A 24,427-nucleotide genomic window follows, 5' to 3' on the forward strand; every position below is an offset into this window, starting at 1 on the left:
GGATAATGCGCAAGCTGAGAGCGACGTACATTCCTGCCAGCGACATCGGCGTGCTTATCGCGACCAGCCCCGCGCTACAAGGGCTGGCGCGTCGTAATTCAATTCGGCCATGTCGCCCATGGATACGGTTCGCGGCGTCTTCGGACGCACACTCCACGGCAAATAAACATGCCTGCTGTTTAAACAAAAAGCCGCTGATAACCGCCTTGCGGCAACAACAACGATTAGCCACCTTTTGCCGGCCGCACACGGCCCCGAGGAATACACGATGGACGTCACCGCAACCCTGAGCCTGGGCGATCCACTGGAACCTGCACGCAAGGCTACCGCCGAGATGCTGCAGACCCGCGAGCGCACCTACTCGCTGCCCCAGCCTTTCTACACCGACGAGCGTCTGTTCCAGATCGACATGCAGGAGATCTTCCAGAAAGAATGGTTGATCGCTGGCATGACTTGCGAAATTCCGGCGAAAGGTAACTACATCACCCTGCAGATCGGCAAAAACCCGATCCTGGTGGTGCGGGGTGCCGAAGGCAAGGTGCACGCCTTCCATAACGTCTGCCGCCACCGTGGTTCGCGTTTGTGCGTCAGCGACAAAGGCAAGGTGGCCAAGCTGGTCTGCCATTACCACCAGTGGACCTATGAACTGGACGGCCGCCTGCTGTTCGCCGGCACCGAAATGGGCGCCGACTTCGACATGAAGGAGTACGGCCTGAAGCCGGTGCATGTGAAGGTGGCCGGTGGCTATATCTTCATCAGCCTGGCAGAAAACCCGCCTGCCATCGACGAGTTCCTGGCTACCCTGGAACACTACATGGAACCGTACGACATGGAGAACACCAAGGTGGCGGTGCACACCACCTTGATGGAAAAGGCCAACTGGAAGCTGGTGCTGGAAAACAACCGCGAGTGCTACCACTGCAGCGGTTCGCACCCGGAGCTGCTGCAAACCCTGCTGGAGTGGGACGACACCAACGACCCGCGCGCCAGCCAGGAATTCAAGGACCACGTGGCCGCTTCGGCCGCCGCCTGGGAAGCCGAAAAAATCCCGTACCTGCATAAGAGCCATGGCCTGCGTAACCGTATCGTGCGCATGCCCCTGCTCAAAGGCACGGTATCGATGACCATGGACGGCAAACAGGCCTGCCAGAAGCTGATGGGCCGCATCAAGAACCCGGACCTGGGCTCGATGCGCATCCTGCACCTGCCGCACTCGTGGAACCACTGCATGGGCGACCACATGATTGTGTTCACCGTGTGGCCGATCAGCGCCCAGGAAACCATGGTCACCACCAAGTGGCTGGTGCACAAGGATGCGGTCGAAGGCGTCGATTACGACCCGGAGCGCATGCGCAAGGTGTGGGACGCTACCAACGACCAGGACCGCCGCCTGGCGGAAGAGAACCAGCGTGGCATCAACTCCACGGCGTACCAGCCTGGGCCTTACTCGAAGACTTACGAGTTTGGTGTGGTGAACTTCATTGACTGGTACAGCGACCGCGTGTTGGCCAACTTGGGCGCAGAGCCTGCTCCATACCTGAAAGAGGTGAAGGCGCAGTAAACCATCATCGGTGGCCTGGCAGCGCTCCGAACTTAACAGCGTGAGCGCGCCAGGCAAACCGTATGCTCGGAGATTTCCCTATACCTGGACATCGTGAGGCACCGATCGTAACGACCTGATCCAGCTCGCAGCGGCTGCAAATCCTCTGCCTACATATGCCAACCCACGGCCTACGGTAGAGAGCATCTCGTCCAACATCGTCAAATCCATGAACGTATTCCCCAATAACCGGTGAGTGTCACGTGGATAAGTCCGCATGTAGTGGGCTACTTCACGTGCTGCGGCGAAATTTCCTGTCAAACCACCGCTCAGATTTGTGACCGTATTTCCTAGCGCGATGAGATCCACAGCGCTCTGAACGCTTGGGGTCACCCCGTTGGCAGCGGCGACCACCTGCCCGGCTACGCCAAAAGCGCCGGTCAAACTGAACTGCTGGTTCGAAATTCTGGCTGTAAGCGGTAGCTCCTGATAATCAGCGGGCACGCCGTTAGCCAACCGAGCAGCCGACCTGCGCCCGACCACATTCCTCATTGTTCGAACCGTCGCGCCCGAGAAGGTGGCACCGCTGGAGAGCAAGCCAATGCCCCTGAGTATGACGCCCCAGAATGCACCGTTTGGGTCATGCCGGTTTACCGGATCTCCGCCACAGTAGGCGTACCCATTGATACCCCCCTTGGAAAACGGGCTGAGCGAGTCACAGGTCGTAAAGCGCAAGAGGGTCGGGCCATAGAAGCGACGGCCATTGCCCAACGGATAATTGCCCGTGAGAGGATCACGATGCTGGCCACCAAAAGCCAGCACCGGTGCTGGGCTGGTTTTCATGAAGCCGTAAGGTGAATAAGCGTGCAGACCTGGCAACACGGAGCGCTGCCGGTCTGTCGTCAAAAAATGAGCCGCCATAGGTTATGCACAAGTTTTAATTGTTTGGAATACCGTAGCGGTGAATGAAAGGTGTGGCTACTGACATAAATATCAGGTGAATGACTGCTCATTTTTTGATCAAAGCCAGCAAGGCAGCCTAACTGTTGGGCCACAGAGGACTCCATACACCTTATCCACAGACTCACCAACAGAGTTTGTGAACAAAGCGCGAACATGCAGCGGGTCGGGTGTGGATAAGCGATTCAACGCCTTGAAAATCAGTAATCTGAAGATATCCATGCCCATTTGATCATTTCTTAATCAATCACTCACAAGCCAGGAGCTGCGCGGCTTTCAGGTAGCGCCGAACAGATTATCCACAAACCCGCTAACAGCGATTGTGGGCAAAACCTGCGGGACGCACGCATATCTGTGGCTGAGGAGCCGGCTCACATTTGATCAGTTTATGATCAAAACTCTGTGAGCCCCGTTATATATGGCCCCCAGCCATACACCAACACTTTATCCACACCTTGGCGAACAGATTCCGTGGGCAAAACAGAGTTGCACCTGATGGTTGTGCCATTTCCGTCAAATCTGGCGGTGTGATGGGAAAAGGAGGGACTTATGCACAGGCGGAATGTGCCTGCAACAGATCAGGGGGTGGTTGTGGGAGCGGGCTTGCCCCGCGAAGCTGGCGACGCGGTGCATGGCACCGGCTGCGCCGGTGTTCGCGGGGCAAGCCCGCTCCCACAGAGTGAGGGGGGCTTGCCGAAGAGCGCGTAAGGCTTTAGCGCAGCACGCCCTCTTCCACCAGCAGCTTGAAGATGGCCTCAGCACCTTCCTGTGGCGAAACATCCTTCAGCACCTTGCCACCGCCGCCACTGGCCTTTGCCGTTGCTGCTTTCATGCGGTCCGCACCGCTCTTGGCCTTGATCACCTTCAGGCGCTTGGGCCGGGGACGGGCCGGTTGCAACTCGGCATCGGCCAGCAACTCATCTTCGACAATGGCCACATTACGCGCAGCCAGCACACCCCGTCGCGCGGGCCCGAATGCGCTCTGGCGCGGCTTGGGCGCAGCGTTATCCACAGTCGCCAGCAACGGCAGGCGCACTTTCAGCCGGCGCCGCTGGCCCCGCGGCAACGCCTGCAAGACCTGGGCGGTGCCGTTCTCGATCGACTCCACCTCAGCCAGCCCCACGATCAACGGCCAGCCAAGTTTTTCGGCCAGCAGGAAGGGCAGCATGCCCGAGCCTTCACCCGTCTCGGCCTGGCTACCGGTCAGCACCAGCTGTGCCCCGGCGTCGCGCAGGTAATCCCCCAGCACGCCCAGCACATCGGCACCGGCCGGCTGCTCCAGCACGTCAAGATGGTCCAGGCCCATGCCCAGGTAGGCGCGCAGCGCTTCTTCCTGTGGGTTGCCGGCATGGACCACCTGCAAGTTATCCCCAGCCAGCTGCAAACCCAGTTCCACGGCGCGGGCATCCTGCTCGGCGCGGCGGGCGCGCCCGGAGCTTGGGTGGGCACCGATGGAAACCAGGCTGATCACTTTCGTACTCATGCTCGTGCCCTTATGCCGCGTCGCGCTGGCCGTCGCTGCGGTAGTTGTCCACAGCCTCGATCAGTGCCTTGAGAATCGCCGAACTGTCGCCAATCACCGACAGGTCCGCCCGTTTGATCATGTCGCAGCCCGGGTCCATGTTGATCGCCACCACCTTGTCGCAGGCGCCGATGCCCTGCAGGTGCTGGATGGCACCCGAGATACCCACAGCCACGTACACGCGCGCGGTGACCCAGGTACCAGTGGCACCCACCTGGCGATTGCGCGGCATGAAGCCGTCGTCCACCGCCACCCGCGAGGCACCTTCGGTGGCGCCAAGGGCTGCGGTGGCCTGGTGGTACAGGTCCCAGTCCTTGACCCCATTGCCGCCCGAGATGATGAACTCGGCCTCGGCCATGGCAATGGTGGCCGGGTCCACGGCCACCGAGCCCAGGTCTTCGATGCGCGACAGGCTGCGCGCCACGCGTGTGGACAACTCCACCGGCAAGGCTTCGTGACGGGTTTCGCTGACCGGCTCCGCGCACTCGGCGGCCGCCAGGATCAGCCGTGGCACGGCACGTTGCAGGTCTTGCTGGCCAGCACCGGCGCGGCCGATGCACTGGCCGTCCTTGACCTGCCACACCCGCGTGGCCGGGCGCTCGCCCAGCGCCGCGCCCAGGCGTCGGCCCAGTTCGCCGCCACCGGTGCGGCTGTCGGGCAGCAACCAGTGGCGCGGGGTGAACTGGTTATCCACAGCCCGCAGGCCCTGCACCAGTTGCTCCGGTGCATAACCCTCGAAGGCCTCGCCCTCGACGACCAGCAGGCGGTCGACGCCAGCTGTGGAAAAGTTGCTTTCCTTGTGCTCGTTAAAGACCACCGCCAGCACCGCGCCGTCACTGCCGGCCAGGCTGTGGGCCAGGCCGAGCAAATCGCGGTCGTGGCTGCTCAGGCGACCACCGACCATGTCCGGCACCACGGCGATGTAGAACGCCGGCGCCGGCACCTGGTGCAGCGGCAGCTTGACCTCTGCCGCCGCCGTGCGACGCCCGCCCACACCGGTACCCTGCTGGGCGCCGCTGCGGTCGATGCGCTTGATGCCGGCCGGGCCGATGAAGCCTGCGGCAATCGCATGGGGGTTCTTGCGGATCAGGCCATTGGGCCCCATCCAGCTGGTCTGTTGCGTCTGCATGGCCGCATGCAGCGGGTGCAGGCGGTTACGGGCGATCCACTCGGCGCGTGGGTCGCGGCGGATAATGTCGCTCATCAGTGCACCTCCGCAGGTTCACGTTTGGCCGTTTGCGGCTTTGCGGCAGACGGCGCGTCCTCTTCGATCAGCACGTCGGCCACCAGCTCGGCCAGGTCCTTGATCTGCGGGCGCGGTTCGACCACGCCTTCGAGCATGGCGGTGCATTGTGGGCAACCCACGGCCACCAGCTCGGCCTCGGTCTCACGGATGTCGTCCATGCGCATGTCGGGGATACGCTGCTTGCCCGGGATGTCAGTGATCGGCGCCCCACCGCCACCGCCGCAGCAACGGGAACGGAAGCCCGAGCGCTGCATCTCGCGCACTTCGATACCCAGCGCCTTGAGCACTTCACGCGGTGCTTCGTACTCACCGTTGTAGCGGCCCAGGTAGCAAGGGTCGTGGTAGGTGACGCTGCCGCCCTTGTGCTGGCCGAGGTTGAGCTTGTTGGCCGCGATCAGTTCGGCCATGTAGGTGCTGTGGTGCTGCACCTGGTAGTCGCCGCCCAATGCGCCGTACTCGTTCTTCAGCACATGGAAGCTGTGCGGGTCGCAGGTGACGATGCGCTGGAACGTGTACTTGGCCAGGGTCTGGATATTGCGTTTGGCCAGTTGCTGGAAAGTCGCTTCGTCGCCCAGGCGGCGGGCAACGTCGCCACTGTCGCGTTCTTCCAGGCCGAGCACGGCAAAGTCCACGCCCGAGGCCTTCAACACTTTGACAAACGAACGCAGGGTGCGCTGGTTGCGCATGTCGAAGGCACCGTCGCCAACCCAGAACAGCACGTCGGTGGTTTTCACCTCCGACAGCAGTTGCAGGTTGAGGTCGGCTGCCCAGTTCATGCGCCCGCCGGGGGCGAAGCCGCCTGGGTTGTCAGTGGCGATCAGGTTGTCCAGCACCTCGGCGCCCTTGTTCGGGGTGGCGCCCTTTTCCAGGGTGAGGTGGCGGCGCATGTCGACGATGGCATCGACGTGCTCGATCATCATCGGGCATTCCTCGACGCAGGCACGGCAAGTGGTGCACGACCACAGCGTTTCGGCGTCGACCAGACCATTGACGATCGGCTGGTGCGGGTGGCCGCCATGCTCACCGATCGGCTTGCCCGGGTACGGGCTGCCGGCGAACTGGGCGTCCGTGCCGCCGGCCAGGCCGATGACCATGTCCTGAATGAGCTTTTTCGGGTTCAGCGGCTGGCCGGCAGCAAAGGCCGGGCACATGGCTTCACATTTACCACACTGCACGCAGGCGTCGAAGCCCAGCAGCTGGTTCCAGGTGAAGTCCGCCGGCTTTTCCACGCCCAGCGGCGCGTTCGGGTCTTCCAGGTCCAGCGGCTTGAGACCGGTGGAGCGGCCGCCGCCGAAGCGCTCGGCACGGCGGTGCCAGGCCAGGTGCAGGGCACCGGCGAAGGCGTGCTTCATAGGGCCGCCCCAGGTCATGCCGAAGAACAGCTCCGACACACCCCACAGCACGCCCAGGCCGAGTACGGCGACCATCACCCAGCCGCCCGTGTTGGCGGGCAGGATGCCGGCGACCGGCAGGGTGGCAATGAAGAAGCTTGCGGCGAATACCAGCAGGCTCTTCGGCAAGCGCATCCACGGCCCCTTGGACAGGCGCGATGGCGGGTTGAGGCGGCGCTTGAAGACAAAGATGGCCCCGGTAAACATGATTACCGTGGCTACCAGTAACGCGTAGCCGAGGATTTTGCTCTGCAGGCCAAAGCCATGCACCAGAATCGCCAGCGCGGCCGACAGCACGAAGCCGCCTGCGGTAGCCACGTGGGTCTTGGACATGTACTTATCGCGCTCGACCACGTGGTGCAGGTCCACCAGGTAGCGCCGCGGCATGGCCAGCAGGCCGCCGATCAGGTCGACCTTGGAAGCCCGGCCACGCCGCCACATGCGCACCCGGCGCAGGGCGCCGAGCACTGCCAGGCCAAGGGCAGCGAACAGCAGGATGGGTAGAAGGGTGTTCAACATGGGAGGCTCCCACAACAACAGCTGAATTCTTGCGCCGCTATGCCCCTTGTGGGAGCGGGCTTGTCCCGCGAAGACGTCCGGCCTGACAACATCGTTGTTGGTGCTGACGCATTCGCGGGGCAAGCCCGCTCCCACAGGGGTCTACGGCGTTTAGGCGCGCGGGATCAGAAATCCTTGCACAGCCGCAAGGCGTCGTAGATCGCTGCATGCACGTTGCGCTGGGCCACGCAGTCGCCGATCCGGTACAGCAGGTAGCCCTCGCCCGGCTGGCTGAGGATCGGCTGCGGCTTGATGGCGAACAGCGCCTCCACATCGATCTGGCCCTTGTTGCGCGAGCCGTCCTTCAGCGCGTAGTACAGTGCTTCATCAGGCCGCACGCCGTTCTCGATCACCACCTGGTCGACCACGCGTTCTTCCTTGGCGCCGGTGTATTCGTTCTCCAGCACCGCCACCAGCTTGTCGCCTTCGCGGTAGACCTTTTCCAGCATCATGTCGCCGGTCATGATCACTTCTTTCGGGTACATGCTGCGGTAGTAGGTCGGGAAGGTCGTGCCGCCCATGGCCACGCCCGGCTTGATGTCGTCGGTGACGATTTCAACCTGGCTGCCTTTGTCGGCAATGTAGTCTGCTGCCGACATGCCGGTGAATTCACAAATGGTGTCGTACACCAGCACGTTCTTGCCCGGCGCAACCTTGCCGTCGAGTACGTCCCAGCTGCTGACCACCAGCCCTTCGGCAGCGCCCCAGTGCTCGTTCTGCTCGACGAACGGATGGCCGCCCACCGCCAGCACGATCACGTCCGGGCGCAGGTCCTGGATGGCGTCCACGCTGGCAGCGGTCCCCAGGCGCAGGTCCACTTTCAGGCGCGCCAGTTCCAGCTGGTACCAGCGGGTAATACCGGCGATCTGGTCACGCTGCGGTGCCTTGGCGGCAATGGTGATCTGCCCGCCGATCTGGTCTTTTTTCTCGAACAGGGTCACGTCGTGGCCACGTTCGGCGGCCACGCGGGCCGCTTCCATGCCGGCCGGGCCTGCGCCAACCACCACCACCTTGCGCTTGACGCCGGTGGTCTTCTCGATGATGTGCGGCACCCCCATGTATTCACGGGAGGTGGCGGCGTTCTGGATGCACAGTACATCCAGGCCCTGGTACTGGCGGTCGATGCAGTAGTTGGCGCCGACGCACTGTTTGATCTGGTCAATCTGGCCCATCTTGATCTTGGCGATCAGGTGCGGGTCAGCCATGTGAGCACGGGTCATGCCGACCATGTCCACGTAGCCGCCTTCAAGAATGCGCGTGGCCTGGTTCGGGTCCTTGATGTTCTGCGCGTGCAGTACCGGGACCTTGACCACTTCCTTGATGCCGGCCGCCAGGTGCAGGAACGGCTCTGGCGGGTAGCTCATGTTCGGGATGACGTTGGCCAGGGTGTTGTGGGTGTCGCAACCCGAGCCGACCACGCCAATGAAGTCGAGCATGCCGGTGCCGTCGTAATACGCGGCGATCTGTTTCATGTCCTCGTGGCTGAGGCCATCAGGGTGGAACTCGTCGCCACAGATACGCATGCCCACACAGAAGTCGTCACCCACTTCGGCGCGCACCGCTTTCAGTACTTCCAGGCCGAACTTCATGCGGCCTTCAAACGTGCCGCCCCATTCGTCGGTACGTTTGTTGACCCGCGGGCTCCAGAACTGGTCGATCATGTGCTGGTGCACGGCCGACAGTTCCACGCCGTCCAGGCCGCCCTCTTTGGCACGCCGCGCGGCCTGCGCGTAGTTGCCGATGACGCGCCAGATCTCTTCCACCTCGATGGTCTTGCAGGTGGCGCGGTGCACAGGTTCACGGATACCCGACGGCGACATCAGGGTCGGCCAGTTGAAGCCGTCCCAGCGCGAGCGACGGCCCATGTGGGTAATCTGGATCATGATCTTGGCGCCATGCTTGTGCATGGCGTCAGCCAGGTTCTGGAAGTGCGGGATGATACGGTCGGTCGACAGGTTGACCGACGCCCACCATTCCTGCGGGCTGTCGATGGCAACAACGGACGACCCGCCGCAGATCGCCAGGCCGATGCCGCCCTTGGCCTTCTCTTCGTAGTACTTCACATAGCGGTCGGTGGTCATGCCGCCGTCAGTGGCGTAAACCTCGGCGTGCGCGGTGCTGAGCACGCGGTTGCGGATGGTCAGTTTGCCGATCTGGATCGGCTGGAACATTGCTTCGAATGCCATGACGCTATCTCCGGCTTACAACGGCTTTGTAACGAACAGGCCATCTTCGTGGCCTTCTTCCGACCCGCCGTAGACCTGTTCGGCCACGGTGCGGATCGAGCTGCCGCGGGCAGCGAGAATCTGGTCCATTGCGCCGGCGAACCAGCCGGTGAACATGTAGTCGACCTTGCGGCCACACTTGCCGTACACGTACACGAACGCCGAGTGCTTGAGCTTGACGCTGCAGGTGCCTTTGTCCAGGTCGATGTCCTGGATCTCGAACAGGCCCCAGCCACGCTGGCTCAGGCGCTTCATGTAGTGCTCGAACACCGCCACGCCTTCCAGGCCATGGCACTCGGCTTCTTTTTCACACCAGTGCCAGGCGGACTTGTAGCCGGCCTTGTAGAGGATCTCGGCATAGGCGTCGGCGCCCAGCACTTCCTCGATGCCCATGTGGTTGTTGACGAAGAAGTGGCGCGGCACGTACAGCATCGGCAAGGCGTCGCTGGTCCAGACACCGGTTTCGCTGTCGACTTCGATTGGCAATTGCGGGGCGATCTTGGCCATGGAAACTCAACTCCATAAAATTTTTATGTGGGTGCCCCGGCGTTGCTGGCAGGGGCTTTCAGGCTTGGAGAGCGGCTTACTCGCCCCAGACGTCCTTGAGGACGTTGACCCAGTTCTCGCCCATGATCTTGCGCACCACACGCTCGGAATGGCCGCGCTTGAGCAAGGTTTCGGTGAGGTTGGGGAATTCGCCCACGGTGCGGATGCCCAGCGGGTTGATGATCTTGCCGAAGTTGGTGAGGCGGCGGGCGTAGCCCTTGTCGTGGGTCAGGTACTCGAAGAAGTCCTGGCCGTGGCCCTGGGTGAAGTCGGTACCGATACCGATGGCGTCTTCACCGACAATGTTCATGGTGTACTCAATGGCTTCGGCGTAGTCGTCGATGGTGGAGTCGATGCCTTTGGCCAGGAACGGCGCGAACATGGTCACGCCGACGAAGCCGCCGTGGTCGGCGATGAACTTCAGCTCTTCATCCGACTTGTTGCGCGGGTGCTCTTTCAGGCCCGATGGCAGGCAGTGCGAGTAGCACACCGGCTTTTTCGATTCGAGGATGACCTCTTCGGAAGTCTTGGAGCCGACGTGGGACAGGTCGCACATGATGCCGACGCGGTTCATTTCCGCGACGATTTCGCGGCCGAAGCCCGACAGCCCGCCGTCACGCTCGTAGCAGCCGGTGCCCACCAGGTTCTGGGTGTTGTAGCACATCTGCACGATGCCCACGCCCAGCTGCTTGAACACGTCAACGTAAGCGATCTGGTCTTCGAACGCATGGGCGTTCTGGAAGCCGAACAGGATGCCAGTCTTGCCCAGCTCCTTGGCCTTGCGGATGTCGGCGGTGGTGCGCACCGGCATCACCAGGTCGCTGTTGTCGCGGATCAGCTTCTGGCTGGAGGCAATGTTGTCGACGGTAGCCTTGAACCCTTCCCAGACCGACACCGTGCAGTTGGCCGCAGTCAGCCCGCCTTTGCGCATGTCCTCGAACAGCTCGCGGTTCCATTTGGCAATGATCAGGCCGTCGATGACGATGCTGTCGGCGTGAAGTTCGGCTGGGCTCATCAGGCTGTCCCCTTTTATTGAATGGTTGGCGCCAAACCTTGTGCCGGCGCTTTGGGGCCAGCATATGCCTGTGCCCAAAGGCGCCCCGATGCAAAAACGACAGGGGGTTTGCCGAAAGCGTCAATGCGCGACAACACGCCCTCTGGCACGCCGTATGGCGATGAGAGACAGTCTCGATAACGACCTTTCTGGCGGCTTTATGAACATTTGGACAGGTGGCTACCACAGCGCCGTCGTCTGAGCGAGAATCCTGCGATTCGTCAGCCTGTTGAGGAGAAAAGGGATGAAATCATTGGCATGGCTGGTATTGCTGGCCGTCGTATCGGGCGCCCACGCCGGGGAGGAAGAAAGCACCCCGTGCGACAACGTCGAGACCGACCAGCAGACCTACGCCTGCGCGGCGTTCAACAAGCAGACGGCAGAGCGGGAGCTGAAGTCGGCTTACGATGACTTGATCCAGCGCATTCGCGATCAATATGCCGACGAAGGCGACCAGGCCACTGCCCTGATCGGGCGCATGGACGCGGCAGAGAAGCTGTGGATGCAACTGCGCGATGCTGATTGCAAGGTCGAGACCTATGCCGAAAAGGCGGGGAGCAAGGCATTCCAGGCGGCCTGGGATACCTGCGTGGCCCAGCGCAGTGATGACCGGTCGGAGTATTTGCAGTCCATTGGCCAGCAGTAAACCTGCACCGGCCTCTTCGCGGGACAAGCCCGCTCCCACAGGATCACCTCAGCCACTGAGGACTGCCATGGTCCTGTGGCCCAGGACTCAACAGAGCCTGAGAGATGTGGGGTCCCTGTGGGAGCGGGCTTGTCCCGCGAAGAGGCCAGCACTGACAAACCTCAAACCGCCCTGGCCAACCTGTCCTCCCGCGGGCAACGATGATACCGGGCCCTATAACAGCGGGTAAAATACGAAGCCGACTCAAACCCACACGCCACGCCCACCTCCAGCACACTCATGTCGGTCTGGCGCAACAACTGCCTGGCCTTATCCAGCCGCAGTCGCAAATAGAAACCACTGGGCGTGTCGTCCAGGTGCACACGAAACAGCCGTTCCAGCTGCCGCCGGGTCACCTGCACCGCTTCTGCCAGCACCTGGGTATTGAGCGGCTGCTCGGTGTTGCGCTCCATTTCGCCAATCACCTTCACCAGCTTCTTGTTGCTGATGCCATAGCGGCTGGCGATCTGCATGCGCTGATGGTCTTGTCGCTGGCGGATACGCCCGAGCACGAATTGCTCCGACACCTGCACCGCCAACTCGCTGCCATGGGCCTGTGCAATAAGGTCGAGCATCAGGTCGATCGACGCCGTGCCGCCAGCGCAGGTGATGCGCCGTCGGTCGATCTCGAACAGCTCCTGGGTCGCCTGCAGGCCCGGGTAGTTCTCCTTGAACGCCTCGAGTGCCTCCCAGTGAACGGTGGCGCGGTGGCCATCGAGCAGGCCGGCCTCGGCCAGTACAACGGCGCCGGTATCGATACCGCCCAGGATCACGCCATCGTGGTCCAGGCGGCGTAGCGCCTGCTGCAGCGCCGGGCCATAACAGGCCAGGGGATCGAAACCGGCCACGATCAGCAGAATGCCCGCAGGCTCGCCCGCGGCCAACGCCGCATCGGCGTTCACCGACATGCCGTTGCTGGCCTGCACCGCCCCGCCATGCAGGCTCAGCACCTGCCAGCGGTACGACGGGCCCTTGAACCGGTTGGCTACCCGCAGCGGCTCCAGGGCACTGATGAAGCCCATGGCCGAAAAGCCGGGCAACAGCAGAAAATGAATGGTTTGCAGCATTGCATGCTCCACGGCAAAGGTGGTCGCCTCCGTGCAAGTGTTGGTCGCCAGGGTGCGATTTTTCACCCTGCCAGCAGCGTAGCGTGTTCACACGGTCCAGAGAGACCGAACCCCATAACAATATGCACTGCCGATGGAGAGCCACCATGCACAGCTTGATCCGCCGCAGCCTGTTGACCCTTGCCCTGAGTAGCATCGCCACTTCCCCGCTTTACGCCGCAGAGCCTGCGGCCTGCAAGAACGTGCGCCTGGGCGTGGTCAACTGGACCGACGTCATCGCCACCAGCGCCATGGCCCAGGTGCTGCTCGATGGCCTGGGCTACCAGACCAAACAGACCAGCGCTTCGCAGCAGATCATTTTCGCCGGCATCCGCGACAAGCGCCTGGACATGTTCCTGGGTTACTGGAACCCGATCATGACCCAGACCATCACACCGTTCATCGATACCCAGCAGGTAAAGGTGCTGGAAAAGCCCAGCCTGGAAGATGCGCGGGCGACCCTGGCAGTGCCGAAGTACCTGTATGACAAAGGCCTGAAGACCTTCGCCGACATTCACAAGTTCGAGAAAGAGCTGGGCGGCAAGATCTATGGCATCGAGCCAGGCTCGGGCGCCAACACCCAGATCAAGGCCATGATCACCAAGAACCAGTTCGGCCTGGGCAAGTTCCAGCTGGTCGAGTCCAGCGAGGCCGGCATGCTCGCTGCCGTCGACCGCGCCGTGCGCCGCAAGGAGGCCGTGGTGTTCTTCGGCTGGGCGCCGCACCCGATGAACGTGAACATCGACATGGCCTACCTGGGTGACAGCCAGGATGCCTTGGGCCCTGACGAAGGCCGCGCCACGGTATGGACGGTAACTGCGCCGGACTACGCCGAACGCTGCCCCAACGCCCACCGCCTGCTGGCCAACCTGAACTTCAGCGCCGAGGACGAGAGCCGCATGATGCAGCCGCTGCTCGACCACAAGGACGCACTGGAATCGGCCCGCCAGTGGCTCAACGACCACCCCGACGACAAGGCCCGCTGGCTCGAAGGGGTCACCACCTTCGACGGCAAGCCTGCGGCCGAGAACCTCAAGCTCACCGCCAACTGATCCGGCCTCTTCGCGGGGCAAGCCCGCTCCCACAGGTACAGCGTAACACTCAGGATCTCGCTGATCCTGTGGGAGCGGGCTCGCCCCGCGAAAGGGCCATCACAGACACTACAAGGAACCGCCATGAACCACGACGTCATCATCACCTGCGCCCTCACCGGCGCCGGTGACACCGCCTCGAAAAGCCACTTGGTCCCGGTCACCCCCAAGCAGATCGCCGAATCCGCCGTCGAAGCCGCCAAAGCCGGCGCCACCGTGGTCCACTGCCACGTCCGCGACCCGCAAACCGGCCGTTTCAGCCGCGACGTAAACCTTTACCGCGAAGTCATGGAACGCATCCGCGAAGCCGATGTGGACATCATCGTCAACCTCACCGCCGGCATGGGTGGCGACCTGGAAATCGGCCCAGGCGAAACGCCCCTGGAGTTCGGCCCGGGCACCGACCTGATCGGCCCGCTGGAGCGCCTGGCCCATGTCGAGGCGCTGCTGCCGGAAATCTGCACCCTCGACTGCGGCACCCTCAACTTCGGTGACGGCAATTCGATCTACGTCTCCACCCCGGCGCAACTGCGCGCCGGCGCCAAACGCATCACCGAACTGGGCGTGAAAGCTGAACTGGAAATTTTCGACACCGGCCACCTGTGGTTCGCCAAGCAGATGATCAAGGAAGGGCTGCTCGAAGACCCGCTGTTCCAGCTGTGCCTGGGCATCCCCTGGGGCGCACCGGCCGACACCACCACCATGAAGGCGATGGTCGACAACCTGCCCGCCAATGTCACCTGGGCCGGCTTCGGCATCGGACGCATGCAGATGCCGATGGCCGCGCAAGCTGTGTTACTCGGCGGCAATGTGCGGGTAGGCCTGGAAGACAACCTGTACCTGGACCGCGGCGTGCTGGCCAGCAACGGCCAGTTGGTCGAGCGGGCGGTGGAGATCATTTCCCGCCTCGGTGCCCGCGTGCTGACCCCGGCCGAAGGCCGGGAAAAGATGAACCTCAAACGCCGCTGATCACTTCAGGAGACTGATATGCCCTTCATCACCGAGATCAAGACCTTCGCCGCGCTGGGTAGCGGCGTAATCGGCAGCGGCTGGGTTGCCCGCGCCCTTGCCCACGGCCTGGACGTGGTCGCCTGGGACCCGGCGCCCGGTGCCGAGCAAGCACTGCGCAAGCGCATCGCCAACGCGTGGCCGGCGCTTGAAAAACAGGGCCTGGCCCAAGGTGCATCACAGGGTCGGCTGAAAGTCGTCAGCACCCTCGAAGAATGCGTACGCGACGCCGATTTCATCCAGGAAAGCGCACCCGAGCGGCTGGACCTCAAGCTCGACCTGCACGCAAAAATCAGCGCCGCCGCCAAGCCCGAGGCCATCATCGGTTCCAGCACTTCAGGCCTGCTGCCCAGCGAGTTCTACGAGTCGGCTACCCACCCCGAACGCTGCGTGGTCGGCCACCCGTTCAACCCGGTTTACCTGCTACCGTTGGTCGAAATCGTCGGCGGCAAGCGTACCGCGCCTGAAGCCATCGAAGCGGCAAAGACCATCTACACCGCGCTGGGCATGCGCCCGTTGCATGTACGCAAGGAAGTGCCCGGTTTCATTGCCGACCGCCTGCTCGAAGCGCTGTGGCGCGAGGCGCTGCACCTGGTCAACGATGGCGTGGCGACCACCGGTGAGATCGACGATGCCATCCGCTTTGGCGCAGGCCTGCGATGGTCGTTCATGGGCACTTTCCTCACCTACACCCTGGCCGGTGGCGATGCCGGCATGCGCCACTTCATGTCGCAGTTCGGCCCGGCCCTCAAGCTGCCCTGGACGTACCTGCCGGCACCAGAGCTGACCGACAAGCTGATCGACGATGTGGTGGACGGCACCTCGGAGCAACTGGGCGAGCGCAGCATCGCCGCGCTGGAGCGCTATCGTGATGACACCCTGCTGGCGGTGCTGGAGGCTGTGAAGACCAGCAAGGCCACACACGGCATGGCCTTTGGCGATTGAGGAGTAAGCAATGCCCGCACTTGTGACCTACCGCACCCCAGTCCAGGAGGACTGGGTCGATTACAACGGGCATCTGCGCGATGCCTTCTACCTGCTGATTTTCAGCTACGCCACCGATGCGCTGATGGAGCGCATCGGCCTGGACGCCGACAGCCGTGGGCAAAGCGGAAATTCCCTGTTTACCCTGGAGGCGCACATCAACTACCTGCATGAGGTGAAGCTGGGGGCCGAGGTGTGGGTGCAGACGCAGATCATCGGGTTCGACCGCAAGCGCCTGCACGTCTACCACAGCCTGCACCGGGCCGGGTTCGACGAGGTGCTGGCTGCAAGTGAGCAGATGCTGTTGCATGTAGACCTGGCGGGGCCGAAGTCAGCACCTTTTAGTGAACAGAGTACGCAATTGCTGCAAAACCTGGCAGATAGCCAGCGCGACTTGCCTGCCGCGCAATTCATCGGCCGCGTCCTGCAATTACCCCACTGAGCGCTCAAAAAAATAACCCCGGAAAGCCGTGAGCATCCGGGGTCAAGAGCGAGCAACATCCACTGTGCATGAGTGAGGGTGACCAAACCCTCGTGGACCGTGAATGACTGCAGTCTGCTGGCTTCCCGGAAGCGGCAATTAGCCGGGAACGACCTGTTCTTAGCCAAACCAGCCATTGCGACATTCAGCCCTTGCGAGCCTGTCGCTGCAGACACAGAATCGGTCGTAAATCACAGCAGCACTCTCTTCGCGATAAAAGGGACAACAGCCATGATGCATGCGGATTTGATTGATCAGGACGACCTGGCAGGCCACCTGCGCGCGCGCGGTTTCGACATCCCCGCCGGGGCCACTGCCGAGCAGGCCTGCGAGGCGGTGGTATGCGGGCTGACCGAGCCCAATGCGCGGGCACTGAAAGGGATGGTCGAGCAGATGTATACCGGCAGCGCGACGATTTTGCCGGCAGTGCGCCAGGCGATCGACAAGCAGTTGTTGCCGGCGTTGGCGGCGTTCAACAAACGCGCGTAACTCATTCATCCAGGACCGGCCCCTTCGCGGAACAAGCCCGCTCCCACAGGCTCAACGCCGGTTCACACTCAGCGGATGGCCTGTGGGAGCAGGCCACCGCTGGTTCAGCTTCAGCGGTCGACTCGTGGGGGCGGGCTTGCCCCGCATAAGAGTCGACTCGATATCAGAGCCTTACACTGGCAAAGGTCGACTCGTTGCGCGCCTGGCTCAGGGCCGCCATTGGTCCACTGTGCGGCGACAGGGTCATGGCCTGCGGAATCGGCATCATGGCCACCTGCTGCGCAGTGTTGGACCCCACGCGCTCGTCACGCGGCGGAATGCCGAAGTACTCGCGGTAGCACTTGGAGAAGTGCGGTGTGGACACAAAGCCGCACACCGACGCCACTTCGATGATCGACATCGGCGTCTGCTTGAGCAACTGCCGCGCACGAATCAGGCGCAGTTTCAGGTAGTAACGCGATGGCGAGCAGTGCAGGTACTTCTGGAACAGCCGCTCAAGCTGGCGACGCGACACCGACACGTACACCGCCAGTTCGTCGAGGTCGATCGGCTCTTCGAGGTTGGCCTCCATCAGCGCCACGATTTCCTGCAGCTTTGGCTGGTTGGTACCCAGCATGTGCTTGAGCGGCACGCGCTGGTGGTCCTGCTCGTTGCGGATGCGCTCGTACACGAACATCTCGGAAATGGCCGCCGACAGCTCGCGGCCATGGTCGCGGCTGATCAGGTGCAACATCATGTCCAGCGGTGCAGTGCCGCCAGAGCTGGTGAAGCGATTGCGGTCGAGGGTGAACAGTCGGGTGCTCATGTTCACCCGCGGGTAAGCCTCCTGCATGGCCGCCAGACACTCCCAGTGCACACTGCAATCGAAACCGTCGAGTAGCCCGGCACAGGCCAGGGCCCAGCTGCCAGTGCACACCGCGCCCAGGCGGCGCGACTGGCGGGCCTGGGCTTGCAGCCAGGTGACATGCTCACGGGTAACGGTGCGCTGGATACCTACCCCGCCGCAGACGATCACGGTATCGATGGGCGGCGCGCTGTGCATGGCGGCATCCGGGGTGATCTGCAGGCCGTCGCTGGCCCAGACCTGGCCGCCGTCGACCGTCAGGGTGTGCCAGCGATACAGCTCGCGGCCGGACAGCTGGTTGGCCATACGCAGCGGCTCGACGGCCGATGCCAGGGAAATCAGGGTGAAATTGTCCAGTAGAAGAAACCCGATGGACTGGGGTGCTGTGCGGTTCTGGGTTGGGGTCCCGGAGGTGTACGACGTCATCGCGATTTCTCCTCACACAAATGCAGGGTGTGCCTCAGGCGGACACTGATTTCTTGTTATGACCCCTCGGTCATTTTCCGGGGGCATGTTTGCCAATATCAACGCAAAGGCCGTGCCTGAAATTGAACGGCTATCCAAAAAAACCTGAAAACGACACCTTCATCAGGCAAATCAGGGGCTTCGGCCGAGTTGGCAGACAGTCGTAAAACAGGCGTGCTAGGCGCCGTGCGTGGAACGGCTGAGCAATTTGGTGACACGTGCACTGCAAGTTGCCCAGAAACGACACTCTTGAGTGTCACCGACAATGCCCACACTGATAGCGACACCCGACGATCGGTAGGCGCCGGGCGCACCATAAGGAGGCATTGGTGGTTATGTTGCACCTGCATCAACCTTCAAAGGCCGCTTCGCGGGTGAACCCGCTCCCACAGGTACTGCACAATTCCTGTGGAAGCGGGTTCACCCGCGAAGGGGCCAGCAAACCTGGTAGTGATCAGCACTCGATAACGCTGACCGCCAGGCCACCGCGCGAGGTCTCTTTGTACTTGTCGTGCATGTCGGCCCCGGTGTCACGCATGGTACGGATCACCTGATCGAGGGAGATGAAGTGTTCGCCGTCACCGCGCAGCGCCATTTGCACCGCGTTGATGGCTTTTACCGCAGCAATCGCGTTGCGCTCGATGCACGGCACCTGCACCAAACCGCCGACCGGGTCGCAAGTCAGGCCGAGGTTGTGTTCCAAGGCGATTTCGGCCGCGTTCTCCAACTGTGGCGGGGTAGCGCCCAGCACTTCGGCAAGCCCTGCCGCCGCCATGGCGCAGGCTGAGCCGACTTCACCCTGGCAGCCCACTTCGGCACCGGAAATCGACGCGTTCTTCTTGCACAGGATGCCAACGGCAGCCGCAGCCAGGAAGTAATCGACAACGCTGCACTCGTTCACCTCATCGCTAAAGCGCATGTAGTAGTGCAGCACTGCCGGGATGATGCCAGCCGCGCCATTGGTAGGCGCGGTAACCATGCGGCCACCGGCGGCGTTCTCTTCGTTGACTGCCAGGGCGAACAGGTTGACCCACTCCATGGCACTCATCGTCGAGCCGATCACGTTGGGCTTGCCGATCTCCTGCAGGCTGCGGTGCAGCTTGGCGGCACGGCGGCGCACGTTCAGCCCGCCGGGCAGCGTACCCTCGGCTTTAAGCCCATTGTTGACGCATTCCTGCATGGCTTCCCAGAGCTTGTGCAGGCCGGCGCGGATCTCTTCCTCGCTGCGCCAGACCTTCTCGTTGGCCATCATCAATTGCGACACGCTGAGGTCGTTTTGCTTGCAGAGGCGCAGCAGTTCGGCAGCGCTGTTGAAATCGTACGGCAACACCGTCTGGTCGGCATCCAGCACACCGCTGGCGGCCTGGGCGGCATCGACCACAAAGCCGCCCCCCACCGAGTAGTAAGTGTCGCGGTGCAACTCGCCCTGCTCGCCTTCGGCAACCAGGGTCATGGCGTTGGGGTGGTACGGCAGGTTTTCGTCCAGCAGCAGCATGTCGCGGGCCCAGATGAACTCGATGGGCAGGCGGCTATCCAGCTGCAGGGTGTTGGTTTCGCGCAGGTCGGCGATGCGCGGGACGATGCAGGTGGGATCAATGGCGTCAGGCCACTCGCCCATCAGGCCCATGATGGTGGCGTTGTCGGTGCCGTGACCGATGCCGGTGGCCGACAGCGAGCCATACAGGCGCACTTCGATCCGTTTTACACGGTCCAGCTCGCCGCGTTCGCGCAGGCCCTGAACGAACAGGGCGCCAGCACGCATGGGGCCGACGGTGTGGGAGCTGGAGGGCCCGACACCGATCTTGAACAGGTCGAACACGCTGATGGCCATTGTCGAATCACCTCTTGCTGGGCTTGTCTCTGCGCGCCATGCGCAGGGCGGGGCAGCTGCTAGGCTCAAACAGCGGGCCGCCTTGAATGCCAGCATCATCGGGCTTTTACCGCACCCCTCGCCGTCTGCAACCGACGTACTTTTGTCCAGCCGCGCCGCGCTGTTTTTGCTCAAGGAGCGGCCCTCACCACGCCGCTTTCCGGCGGCCAGGTGACGCAAAAATGCGGCCGAGGGGGTGGATAAACCTATAAGCGACATCGCCCTTACTGGATACGACCCGTTCCGTACTGGATACGACCCTACCAGTAGGCGATTGCCCGGCGCTGGAGGATTATCGAAAGCGACTCGTAAAGCACGGCCACGCATCCTGCCCTCTGCAGGCCTGGTCGACCGGACCCTCAGAAAGCCCGGCGACCCACGCGAACCCGAAGACAATATCTCAGGAGTCCATCCATGAAAGGTTCACCCTCGCTGTTGCTGGTTGCGTTGCTGTCCACGCCCTTGCTGGCCCAGGCCGCCGAACCCGAGCAGTGTCAGACGGTACGTTTCTCCGACGTCGGCTGGACCGACATCACAGTCACCACCGCGACCACCAGCGTTGTGCTCGAAGCCCTGGGTTACAAAACCCACACCACCATGATCTCGGTACCGGTGACCTACAAGTCGCTGGCCACCGGCAAGGACCTGGACGTGTTTCTCGGCAACTGGATGCCGACCATGGAGAACGACATCAAGCAGTACCGCGACGCCGGCACCGTGGAAACGGTGCGCGCCAACCTGGAAAACGCCAAGTACACCTTGGCCGTGCCCCAGGCGCTGTACGACAAGGGCCTGAAAGATTTCGCCGACATTCCCAAGTTCAAGAAGGAACTGGACAGCAAGATCTACGGCATCGAGCCCGGCAACGATGGCAACCGCACCATCCAGAGCATGATCGACAAGAACGCCTTCGGCCTGAAAGACGCCGGTTTCAAGATTGTGCAATCGAGCGAGGCCGGCATGCTGTCGCAGGTCGACCGCGCGCAGAAACGCGGCGAGGCGCTGGTATTCCTGGGCTGGGAACCGCACCCGATGAACACCCGTTTCAAGATGCAGTACCTCACCGGCGGGGACGACTTCTTCGGCCCCGATTTCGGCAAGGCAACCGTATTGACCAATACCCGCAAAGGCTACACGCAGGAATGCAGCAACGTTGGCCAACTGCTCAAGAACCTGTCGTTCGAGCTCAAGGATGAAAGCACCATGATGGGCTATGTCCTGGACGACAAGATGAAACCCGAAGCAGCCGCCAAGAAGTGGCTTAAAGACAACCCCGGCAAGCTGGACACCTGGCTTGCCGGCGTTACCACTGTTGATGGCAAACCCGGCCTTGAGGCGGCCAAGGCCAAGCTCGCGCAATAACGAACCACGCAGTAGCGCTACCTCGGGGCAGGACCGTGCCTGCCCCGGGTTGATTTCAATCTATGCAGGTGGAAGCTCGCTATCATGCTTATCGATCAGAAAATACCCCTGGGCCAGTACATCGCGTCGTTCGTCGAGTGGCTGACCCAGAACGGCGCGAATTACTTCGACGCCATCGCGCAAGGCCTGGAATTCATGATCCATGGGGTCACCAGTGCCCTGACCTGGTTCAACCCGTTCGTCCTCATCGCCCTGTTCGCCGGCCTGGCGCACCTGATCCAGCGCAAGTGGGGGCTGACCGCATTCGTTGCCCTTTCATTCCTGCTGATCTTCAACCTGGGTTACTGGCAGGAAACCATGGAAACCCTGGCGCAGGTGACCTTCGCCACGGTGGTATGTGTGGTGATCGGCGTGCCGCTGGGCATCCTTGCCGCTCACAAACCGATGTTCTATACCGCCATGCGCCCGGTGCTCGACCTGATGCAGACGGTGCCCACCTTCGTCTACCTGATCCCTACCCTGACCCTGTTCGGCCTGGGTGTGGTACCGGGGCTGATCTCTACCGTGGTGTTCGCCATCGCAGCGCCAATCCGCCTCACCTACCTGGGCATCTGTGACGTCCCGCAAGAGCTGATGGACGCCGGCAAGGCGTTTGGCTGCTCGCGGCGCCAACTGCTCACCCGTATCGAACTGCCGCATGCGATGCCAAGCATCGCCGCCGGCGTCACCCAGTGCATCATGCTGTCGTTGTCGATGGTGGTGATCGCCGCCCTGGTGGGCGCCGACGGCCTGGGCAAACCTGTGGTCAACGCACTGAACACCGCTGATATCTCCCTGGGCTTCGAAGCGGGCCTGGCGATCGTGCTGCTGGCAATCATGCTCGACCGTATCTGCAAGCAACCGGAACTGCCGGTAAGGGGTGAGGCATGAGCATCATTCGTTTCGAAGACGTCGACGTCATTTTCTCCAACAAGCCGCGTGAGGCACTGTCACTGCTGGACCAGGGCAAGACCCGCGAACAGATCCTCAAGCAGACCGGCCTGGTGGTCGGCGTCGAAAAGGCCAACCTTGATATCAACAAGGGCGAGATCTGCGTGCTGATGGGCTTGTCCGGCTCGGGCAAATCGAGCCTGCTGCGCTGCATCAACGGCCTCAACACCGTCAGCCGCGGCAAGCTGTTTGTCGAGCACGAAGGCAAGCACATCGACATTGCCCACTGCAGCCCGGCCGAGCTGAAAATGATGCGCACCAAGCGCATTGCCATGGTGTTCCAGAAGTTCGCCCTGATGCCCTGGCTGACGGTGCGCGAGAACATCAGCTTTGGCCTGGAAATGCAGGGCCGCCCTGAAAAGGAACGGCGCAAGCTGGTCGACGAGAAGCTTGAGCTGGTGGGCCTGACCCAGTGGCGCAACAAAAAGCCGGACGAGCTGTCTGGCGGCATGCAGCAACGCGTGGGCCTGGCCCGGGCGCTGGCGATGGATGCCGACATCCTGCTGATGGACGAACCGTTCTCGGCCCTCGACCCGCTGATCCGCCAGGGCCTGCAAGACGAACTGCTGGGCCTGCAGGCCAAGCTCAGCAAGACCATCGTGTTCGTCAGCCACGACCTGGACGAGGCACTGAAGCTGGGTACCCGCATTGCAATCATGAAGGACGGGCGGATCATCCAGTACAGCAAGCCAGAGGAGATCGTGCTCAACCCGGCCGACGAGTACGTGCGTACCTTCGTCGCCCACACCAACCCGCTGAACGTGCTGTGCGGCCGCAGCCTGATGCGTAGCCTGGACAACTGCAAGCGGGTCAATGGCTCGGTATGCCTGGACCCAGGTATCGATTCATGGCTGGACCTGGGCGAAGGTGGCGCGCTCAAGCGTGCACGCCAGGGCCAGAACGGGCTGGACATGCAGAACTGGGCACCGGGGCAGGATGTGGAGCTGCTGCAGCGCAGGCCGACCGTGGTGCACGCCGACATCGGCATGCGCGAGGCGCTGCAGATTCGTTATCAGACCGGCAACAAGCTGGTGCTGCAGGATAACGACAGGGTGGTGGGGATTCTTGGGGATACCGAGCTGTATCACGCGTTGCTCGGCAAGAACCACGGTTGAGGCAATTGGGGCCGCGTTGCGGCCCTTCGCGGGCACGCCCGCTCCCACAGGTTTGGAGAGATCCCTGTGGGAGCGGGCGTGCCCGCGAAGGGCTGCAAAGCAGCCCCAATCAATGGATCAGCGAACGACGATCCCGCGCGAAGCCATGTAGGCCTTGGCCTCCGGCACCGTGTACTCGCCAAAGTGGAAGATACTGGCCGCCAGCACCGCGCTGGCATGCCCTTCCAGAATGCCGTCAGCCAGGTGCTGCAGGTTACCCACACCACCCGAAGCAATGACCGGAATGCCCAGCGCATCACTGATGGCGCGGGTAACACCCAGGTCGAAGCCGTTCTTCATCCCGTCCTGGTCCATGCTGGTCAGCAGGATCTCGCCTGCACCCAGGCCTTCCATCTTCTTCGCCCATTCGACCGCATCCAGCCCGGTCGGCTTGCGCCCACCGTGGGTGAAGATTTCCCAGCGCGGCGTTTCACCTGGCCCGGACACCTTCTTGGCATCAATGGCGACAACGATGCACTGCGAACCGAAACGGTCCGCTGCCTCGCCCACAAACTCCGGGTTGAACACCGCAGCCGTGTTGATCGAAACCTTGTCGGCACCAGCATTGAGCAGGTTGCGGATGTCCTGCACGGTACGCACGCCACCGCCCACGGTCAGCGGGATGAACACCTGGCTGGCCATGCGCTCGACGGTATGCAACGTAGTATCGCGGCCATCGACGCTGGCGGTGATGTCGAGGAAGGTGATTTCGTCGGCACCCTGCTCGTTGTAGCGACGGGCAATTTCCACCGGGTCGCCGGCATCACGGATGTTCTCGAACTTGACGCCCTTGACCACCCGGCCGTTGTCCACGTCCAGGCAAGGGATGATGCGCTTGGCCAGTGCCATGGTTCAG

Annotated in this window: 21 protein-coding genes; 10 read left to right on the forward strand and 11 right to left on the reverse strand. The window is 62.4% G+C overall.

From position 1 onward, the window contains the following. Positions 1–268 precede the first annotated feature (268 nt). A complete protein-coding gene (gene gbcA, locus LU684_RS10525; RefSeq protein WP_016484527.1) occupies positions 269–1,561 on the forward strand; it encodes a glycine-betaine demethylase subunit GbcA in 1,293 nt (430 codons plus the stop codon). Positions 1,562–1,639: 78 nt separating this feature from the next. Here gbcA and LU684_RS10530 read toward each other — a convergent pair whose 3' ends face one another. The 7 genes from LU684_RS10530 to LU684_RS10560 all read right to left on the reverse strand — a co-directional run bounded on the left by LU684_RS10530 (position 1,640) and on the right by LU684_RS10560 (position 11,003). Then, positions 1,640–2,422 (reverse strand): RHS repeat-associated core domain-containing protein, encoded by a 783-nt coding sequence (locus LU684_RS10530; protein ID WP_232894622.1) that lies wholly within the window; start codon positions 2,420–2,422, stop codon positions 1,640–1,642. A gap of 790 nt (positions 2,423–3,212) precedes the next feature. Next, a complete protein-coding gene (etfB, locus tag LU684_RS10535) occupies positions 3,213–3,983 on the reverse strand; it encodes an electron transfer flavoprotein subunit beta (protein ID WP_232894623.1) in 771 nt (256 codons plus the stop codon). A gap of 10 nt (positions 3,984–3,993) precedes the next feature. After that, positions 3,994–5,226: an electron transfer flavoprotein subunit alpha gene (gene etfA, locus LU684_RS10540; RefSeq protein ID WP_232894625.1), complete on the reverse strand. Its 1,233-nt coding sequence runs from the start codon at positions 5,224–5,226 to the stop codon at positions 3,994–3,996. Beyond that, entirely contained in the window at positions 5,226–7,178 is a 1,953-nt protein-coding gene (gene dgcB / locus LU684_RS10545) for a dimethylglycine demethylation protein DgcB (protein ID WP_016484522.1), read from the reverse strand. The genes etfA and dgcB overlap by 1 nt, the downstream gene beginning before the upstream one ends. A 164-nt stretch (positions 7,179–7,342) precedes the next feature. Beyond that, the gene (gene dgcA, locus LU684_RS10550) at positions 7,343–9,403 is read right to left on the reverse strand and encodes a dimethylglycine demethylation protein DgcA (protein ID WP_016484521.1); all 2,061 of its coding nucleotides are present in this window, start codon (positions 9,401–9,403) and stop codon (positions 7,343–7,345) included. A gap of 15 nt (positions 9,404–9,418) precedes the next feature. After that, positions 9,419–9,949, reverse strand: a complete 531-nt coding sequence (locus LU684_RS10555) for a DUF5943 domain-containing protein (RefSeq protein ID WP_012316656.1) — start codon at positions 9,947–9,949, stop codon at positions 9,419–9,421. 76 nt (positions 9,950–10,025) lie between these two features. Next, on the reverse strand, positions 10,026–11,003 hold the full coding sequence (locus LU684_RS10560; protein WP_003255700.1) for a dipeptidase: 978 nt from the start codon (positions 11,001–11,003) through the stop codon (positions 10,026–10,028). Between the two features lie 283 nt (positions 11,004–11,286). On the opposite strand from LU684_RS10560, the gene LU684_RS10565 reads away from it, so the two are divergent. After that, positions 11,287–11,688: a lysozyme inhibitor LprI family protein gene (locus LU684_RS10565; protein WP_060518030.1), complete on the forward strand. Its 402-nt coding sequence runs from the start codon at positions 11,287–11,289 to the stop codon at positions 11,686–11,688. A gap of 161 nt (positions 11,689–11,849) precedes the next feature. Here the strand turns inward: LU684_RS10565 and LU684_RS10570 are convergent, their stop codons facing one another. Then, positions 11,850–12,794, reverse strand: coding sequence for a GlxA family transcriptional regulator (locus tag LU684_RS10570; RefSeq protein WP_060518032.1), 945 nt, complete (start codon positions 12,792–12,794; stop codon positions 11,850–11,852). 146 nt (positions 12,795–12,940) lie between these two features. On the opposite strand from LU684_RS10570, the gene choX reads away from it, so the two are divergent. The 5 genes from choX to LU684_RS10595 all read left to right on the forward strand — a co-directional run bounded on the left by choX (position 12,941) and on the right by LU684_RS10595 (position 16,886). After that, positions 12,941–13,885, forward strand: coding sequence for a choline ABC transporter substrate-binding protein (gene choX, locus LU684_RS10575; protein WP_232894627.1), 945 nt, complete (start codon positions 12,941–12,943; stop codon positions 13,883–13,885). Positions 13,886–14,008: 123 nt separating this feature from the next. After that, the gene (locus LU684_RS10580; RefSeq protein ID WP_016484517.1) at positions 14,009–14,893 is read left to right on the forward strand and encodes a 3-keto-5-aminohexanoate cleavage protein; all 885 of its coding nucleotides are present in this window, start codon (positions 14,009–14,011) and stop codon (positions 14,891–14,893) included. Positions 14,894–14,911: 18 nt separating this feature from the next. Next, the gene (locus LU684_RS10585) at positions 14,912–15,877 is read left to right on the forward strand and encodes an L-carnitine dehydrogenase (protein ID WP_016484516.1); all 966 of its coding nucleotides are present in this window, start codon (positions 14,912–14,914) and stop codon (positions 15,875–15,877) included. Between the two features lie 10 nt (positions 15,878–15,887). Beyond that, on the forward strand, positions 15,888–16,358 hold the full coding sequence (locus tag LU684_RS10590; protein ID WP_023047080.1) for a thioesterase family protein: 471 nt from the start codon (positions 15,888–15,890) through the stop codon (positions 16,356–16,358). Positions 16,359–16,628: 270 nt separating this feature from the next. Beyond that, positions 16,629–16,886, forward strand: a complete 258-nt coding sequence (locus tag LU684_RS10595) for a hypothetical protein (RefSeq protein ID WP_016484514.1) — start codon at positions 16,629–16,631, stop codon at positions 16,884–16,886. Between the two features lie 163 nt (positions 16,887–17,049). Here the strand turns inward: LU684_RS10595 and LU684_RS10600 are convergent, their stop codons facing one another. Beyond that, on the reverse strand, positions 17,050–18,156 hold the full coding sequence (locus LU684_RS10600; RefSeq protein WP_016484513.1) for a GlxA family transcriptional regulator: 1,107 nt from the start codon (positions 18,154–18,156) through the stop codon (positions 17,050–17,052). Between the two features lie 493 nt (positions 18,157–18,649). After that, on the reverse strand, positions 18,650–20,026 hold the full coding sequence (locus tag LU684_RS10605; RefSeq protein WP_016484512.1) for an L-serine ammonia-lyase: 1,377 nt from the start codon (positions 20,024–20,026) through the stop codon (positions 18,650–18,652). A gap of 453 nt (positions 20,027–20,479) precedes the next feature. Here LU684_RS10605 and LU684_RS10610 point away from each other — a divergent pair, with 453 nt between their 5' ends. The 3 genes from LU684_RS10610 (at position 20,480) to choV (ending at position 23,532) form a co-directional block, all read left to right on the forward strand. Continuing rightward, the gene (locus tag LU684_RS10610) at positions 20,480–21,427 is read left to right on the forward strand and encodes a choline ABC transporter substrate-binding protein (RefSeq protein WP_016484511.1); all 948 of its coding nucleotides are present in this window, start codon (positions 20,480–20,482) and stop codon (positions 21,425–21,427) included. A gap of 81 nt (positions 21,428–21,508) precedes the next feature. After that, positions 21,509–22,357, forward strand: coding sequence for a choline ABC transporter permease subunit (gene choW / locus LU684_RS10615; RefSeq protein ID WP_169725175.1), 849 nt, complete (start codon positions 21,509–21,511; stop codon positions 22,355–22,357). Further along, entirely contained in the window at positions 22,354–23,532 is a 1,179-nt protein-coding gene (choV, locus tag LU684_RS10620; RefSeq protein WP_016484509.1) for a choline ABC transporter ATP-binding protein, read from the forward strand. The genes choW and choV overlap by 4 nt, the downstream gene beginning before the upstream one ends. Positions 23,533–23,649: 117 nt before the next feature. On the opposite strand, the gene hisF is transcribed toward choV, so the two are convergent. Then, complete coding sequence (gene hisF, locus LU684_RS10625; RefSeq protein WP_008091498.1) at positions 23,650–24,420, reverse strand: imidazole glycerol phosphate synthase subunit HisF; 771 nt, start codon at positions 24,418–24,420, stop codon at positions 23,650–23,652. Between the last annotated feature and the right edge of the window lie 7 nt (positions 24,421–24,427).

The organism is Pseudomonas sp. NMI542_15 (assembly GCF_021283425.1).
Lineage (GTDB): Bacteria > Pseudomonadota > Gammaproteobacteria > Pseudomonadales > Pseudomonadaceae > Aquipseudomonas > Aquipseudomonas fortuita.

What these genes read in the sequence shown, in the direction of transcription:
- LU684_RS10580 (WP_016484517.1), top strand. Translation starts at nt 14,009, where the DNA reads ATGAACCACGACGTCATCATCACCTGCGCCCTCACCGGCGCCGGTGAC.
- dgcA (WP_016484521.1), bottom strand. Translation starts at nt 9,403, where the DNA reads ATGGCATTCGAAGCAATGTTCCAGCCGATCCAGATCGGCAAACTGACC.
- choV (WP_016484509.1), top strand. Translation starts at nt 22,354, where the DNA reads ATGAGCATCATTCGTTTCGAAGACGTCGACGTCATTTTCTCCAACAAG.
- LU684_RS10610 (WP_016484511.1), top strand. Translation starts at nt 20,480, where the DNA reads ATGAAAGGTTCACCCTCGCTGTTGCTGGTTGCGTTGCTGTCCACGCCC.
- hisF (WP_008091498.1), bottom strand. Translation starts at nt 24,420, where the DNA reads ATGGCACTGGCCAAGCGCATCATCCCTTGCCTGGACGTGGACAACGGC.
- choX (WP_232894627.1), top strand. Translation starts at nt 12,941, where the DNA reads ATGCACAGCTTGATCCGCCGCAGCCTGTTGACCCTTGCCCTGAGTAGC.
- LU684_RS10590 (WP_023047080.1), top strand. Translation starts at nt 15,888, where the DNA reads ATGCCCGCACTTGTGACCTACCGCACCCCAGTCCAGGAGGACTGGGTC.
- LU684_RS10560 (WP_003255700.1), bottom strand. Translation starts at nt 11,003, where the DNA reads ATGAGCCCAGCCGAACTTCACGCCGACAGCATCGTCATCGACGGCCTG.
- dgcB (WP_016484522.1), bottom strand. Translation starts at nt 7,178, where the DNA reads ATGTTGAACACCCTTCTACCCATCCTGCTGTTCGCTGCCCTTGGCCTG.
- gbcA (WP_016484527.1), top strand. Translation starts at nt 269, where the DNA reads ATGGACGTCACCGCAACCCTGAGCCTGGGCGATCCACTGGAACCTGCA.
- etfB (WP_232894623.1), bottom strand. Translation starts at nt 3,983, where the DNA reads ATGAGTACGAAAGTGATCAGCCTGGTTTCCATCGGTGCCCACCCAAGC.
- LU684_RS10570 (WP_060518032.1), bottom strand. Translation starts at nt 12,794, where the DNA reads ATGCTGCAAACCATTCATTTTCTGCTGTTGCCCGGCTTTTCGGCCATG.
- LU684_RS10595 (WP_016484514.1), top strand. Translation starts at nt 16,629, where the DNA reads ATGATGCATGCGGATTTGATTGATCAGGACGACCTGGCAGGCCACCTG.
- LU684_RS10605 (WP_016484512.1), bottom strand. Translation starts at nt 20,026, where the DNA reads ATGGCCATCAGCGTGTTCGACCTGTTCAAGATCGGTGTCGGGCCCTCC.
- LU684_RS10600 (WP_016484513.1), bottom strand. Translation starts at nt 18,156, where the DNA reads ATGACGTCGTACACCTCCGGGACCCCAACCCAGAACCGCACAGCACCC.
- LU684_RS10565 (WP_060518030.1), top strand. Translation starts at nt 11,287, where the DNA reads ATGAAATCATTGGCATGGCTGGTATTGCTGGCCGTCGTATCGGGCGCC.
- LU684_RS10555 (WP_012316656.1), bottom strand. Translation starts at nt 9,949, where the DNA reads ATGGCCAAGATCGCCCCGCAATTGCCAATCGAAGTCGACAGCGAAACC.
- LU684_RS10585 (WP_016484516.1), top strand. Translation starts at nt 14,912, where the DNA reads ATGCCCTTCATCACCGAGATCAAGACCTTCGCCGCGCTGGGTAGCGGC.
- etfA (WP_232894625.1), bottom strand. Translation starts at nt 5,226, where the DNA reads ATGAGCGACATTATCCGCCGCGACCCACGCGCCGAGTGGATCGCCCGT.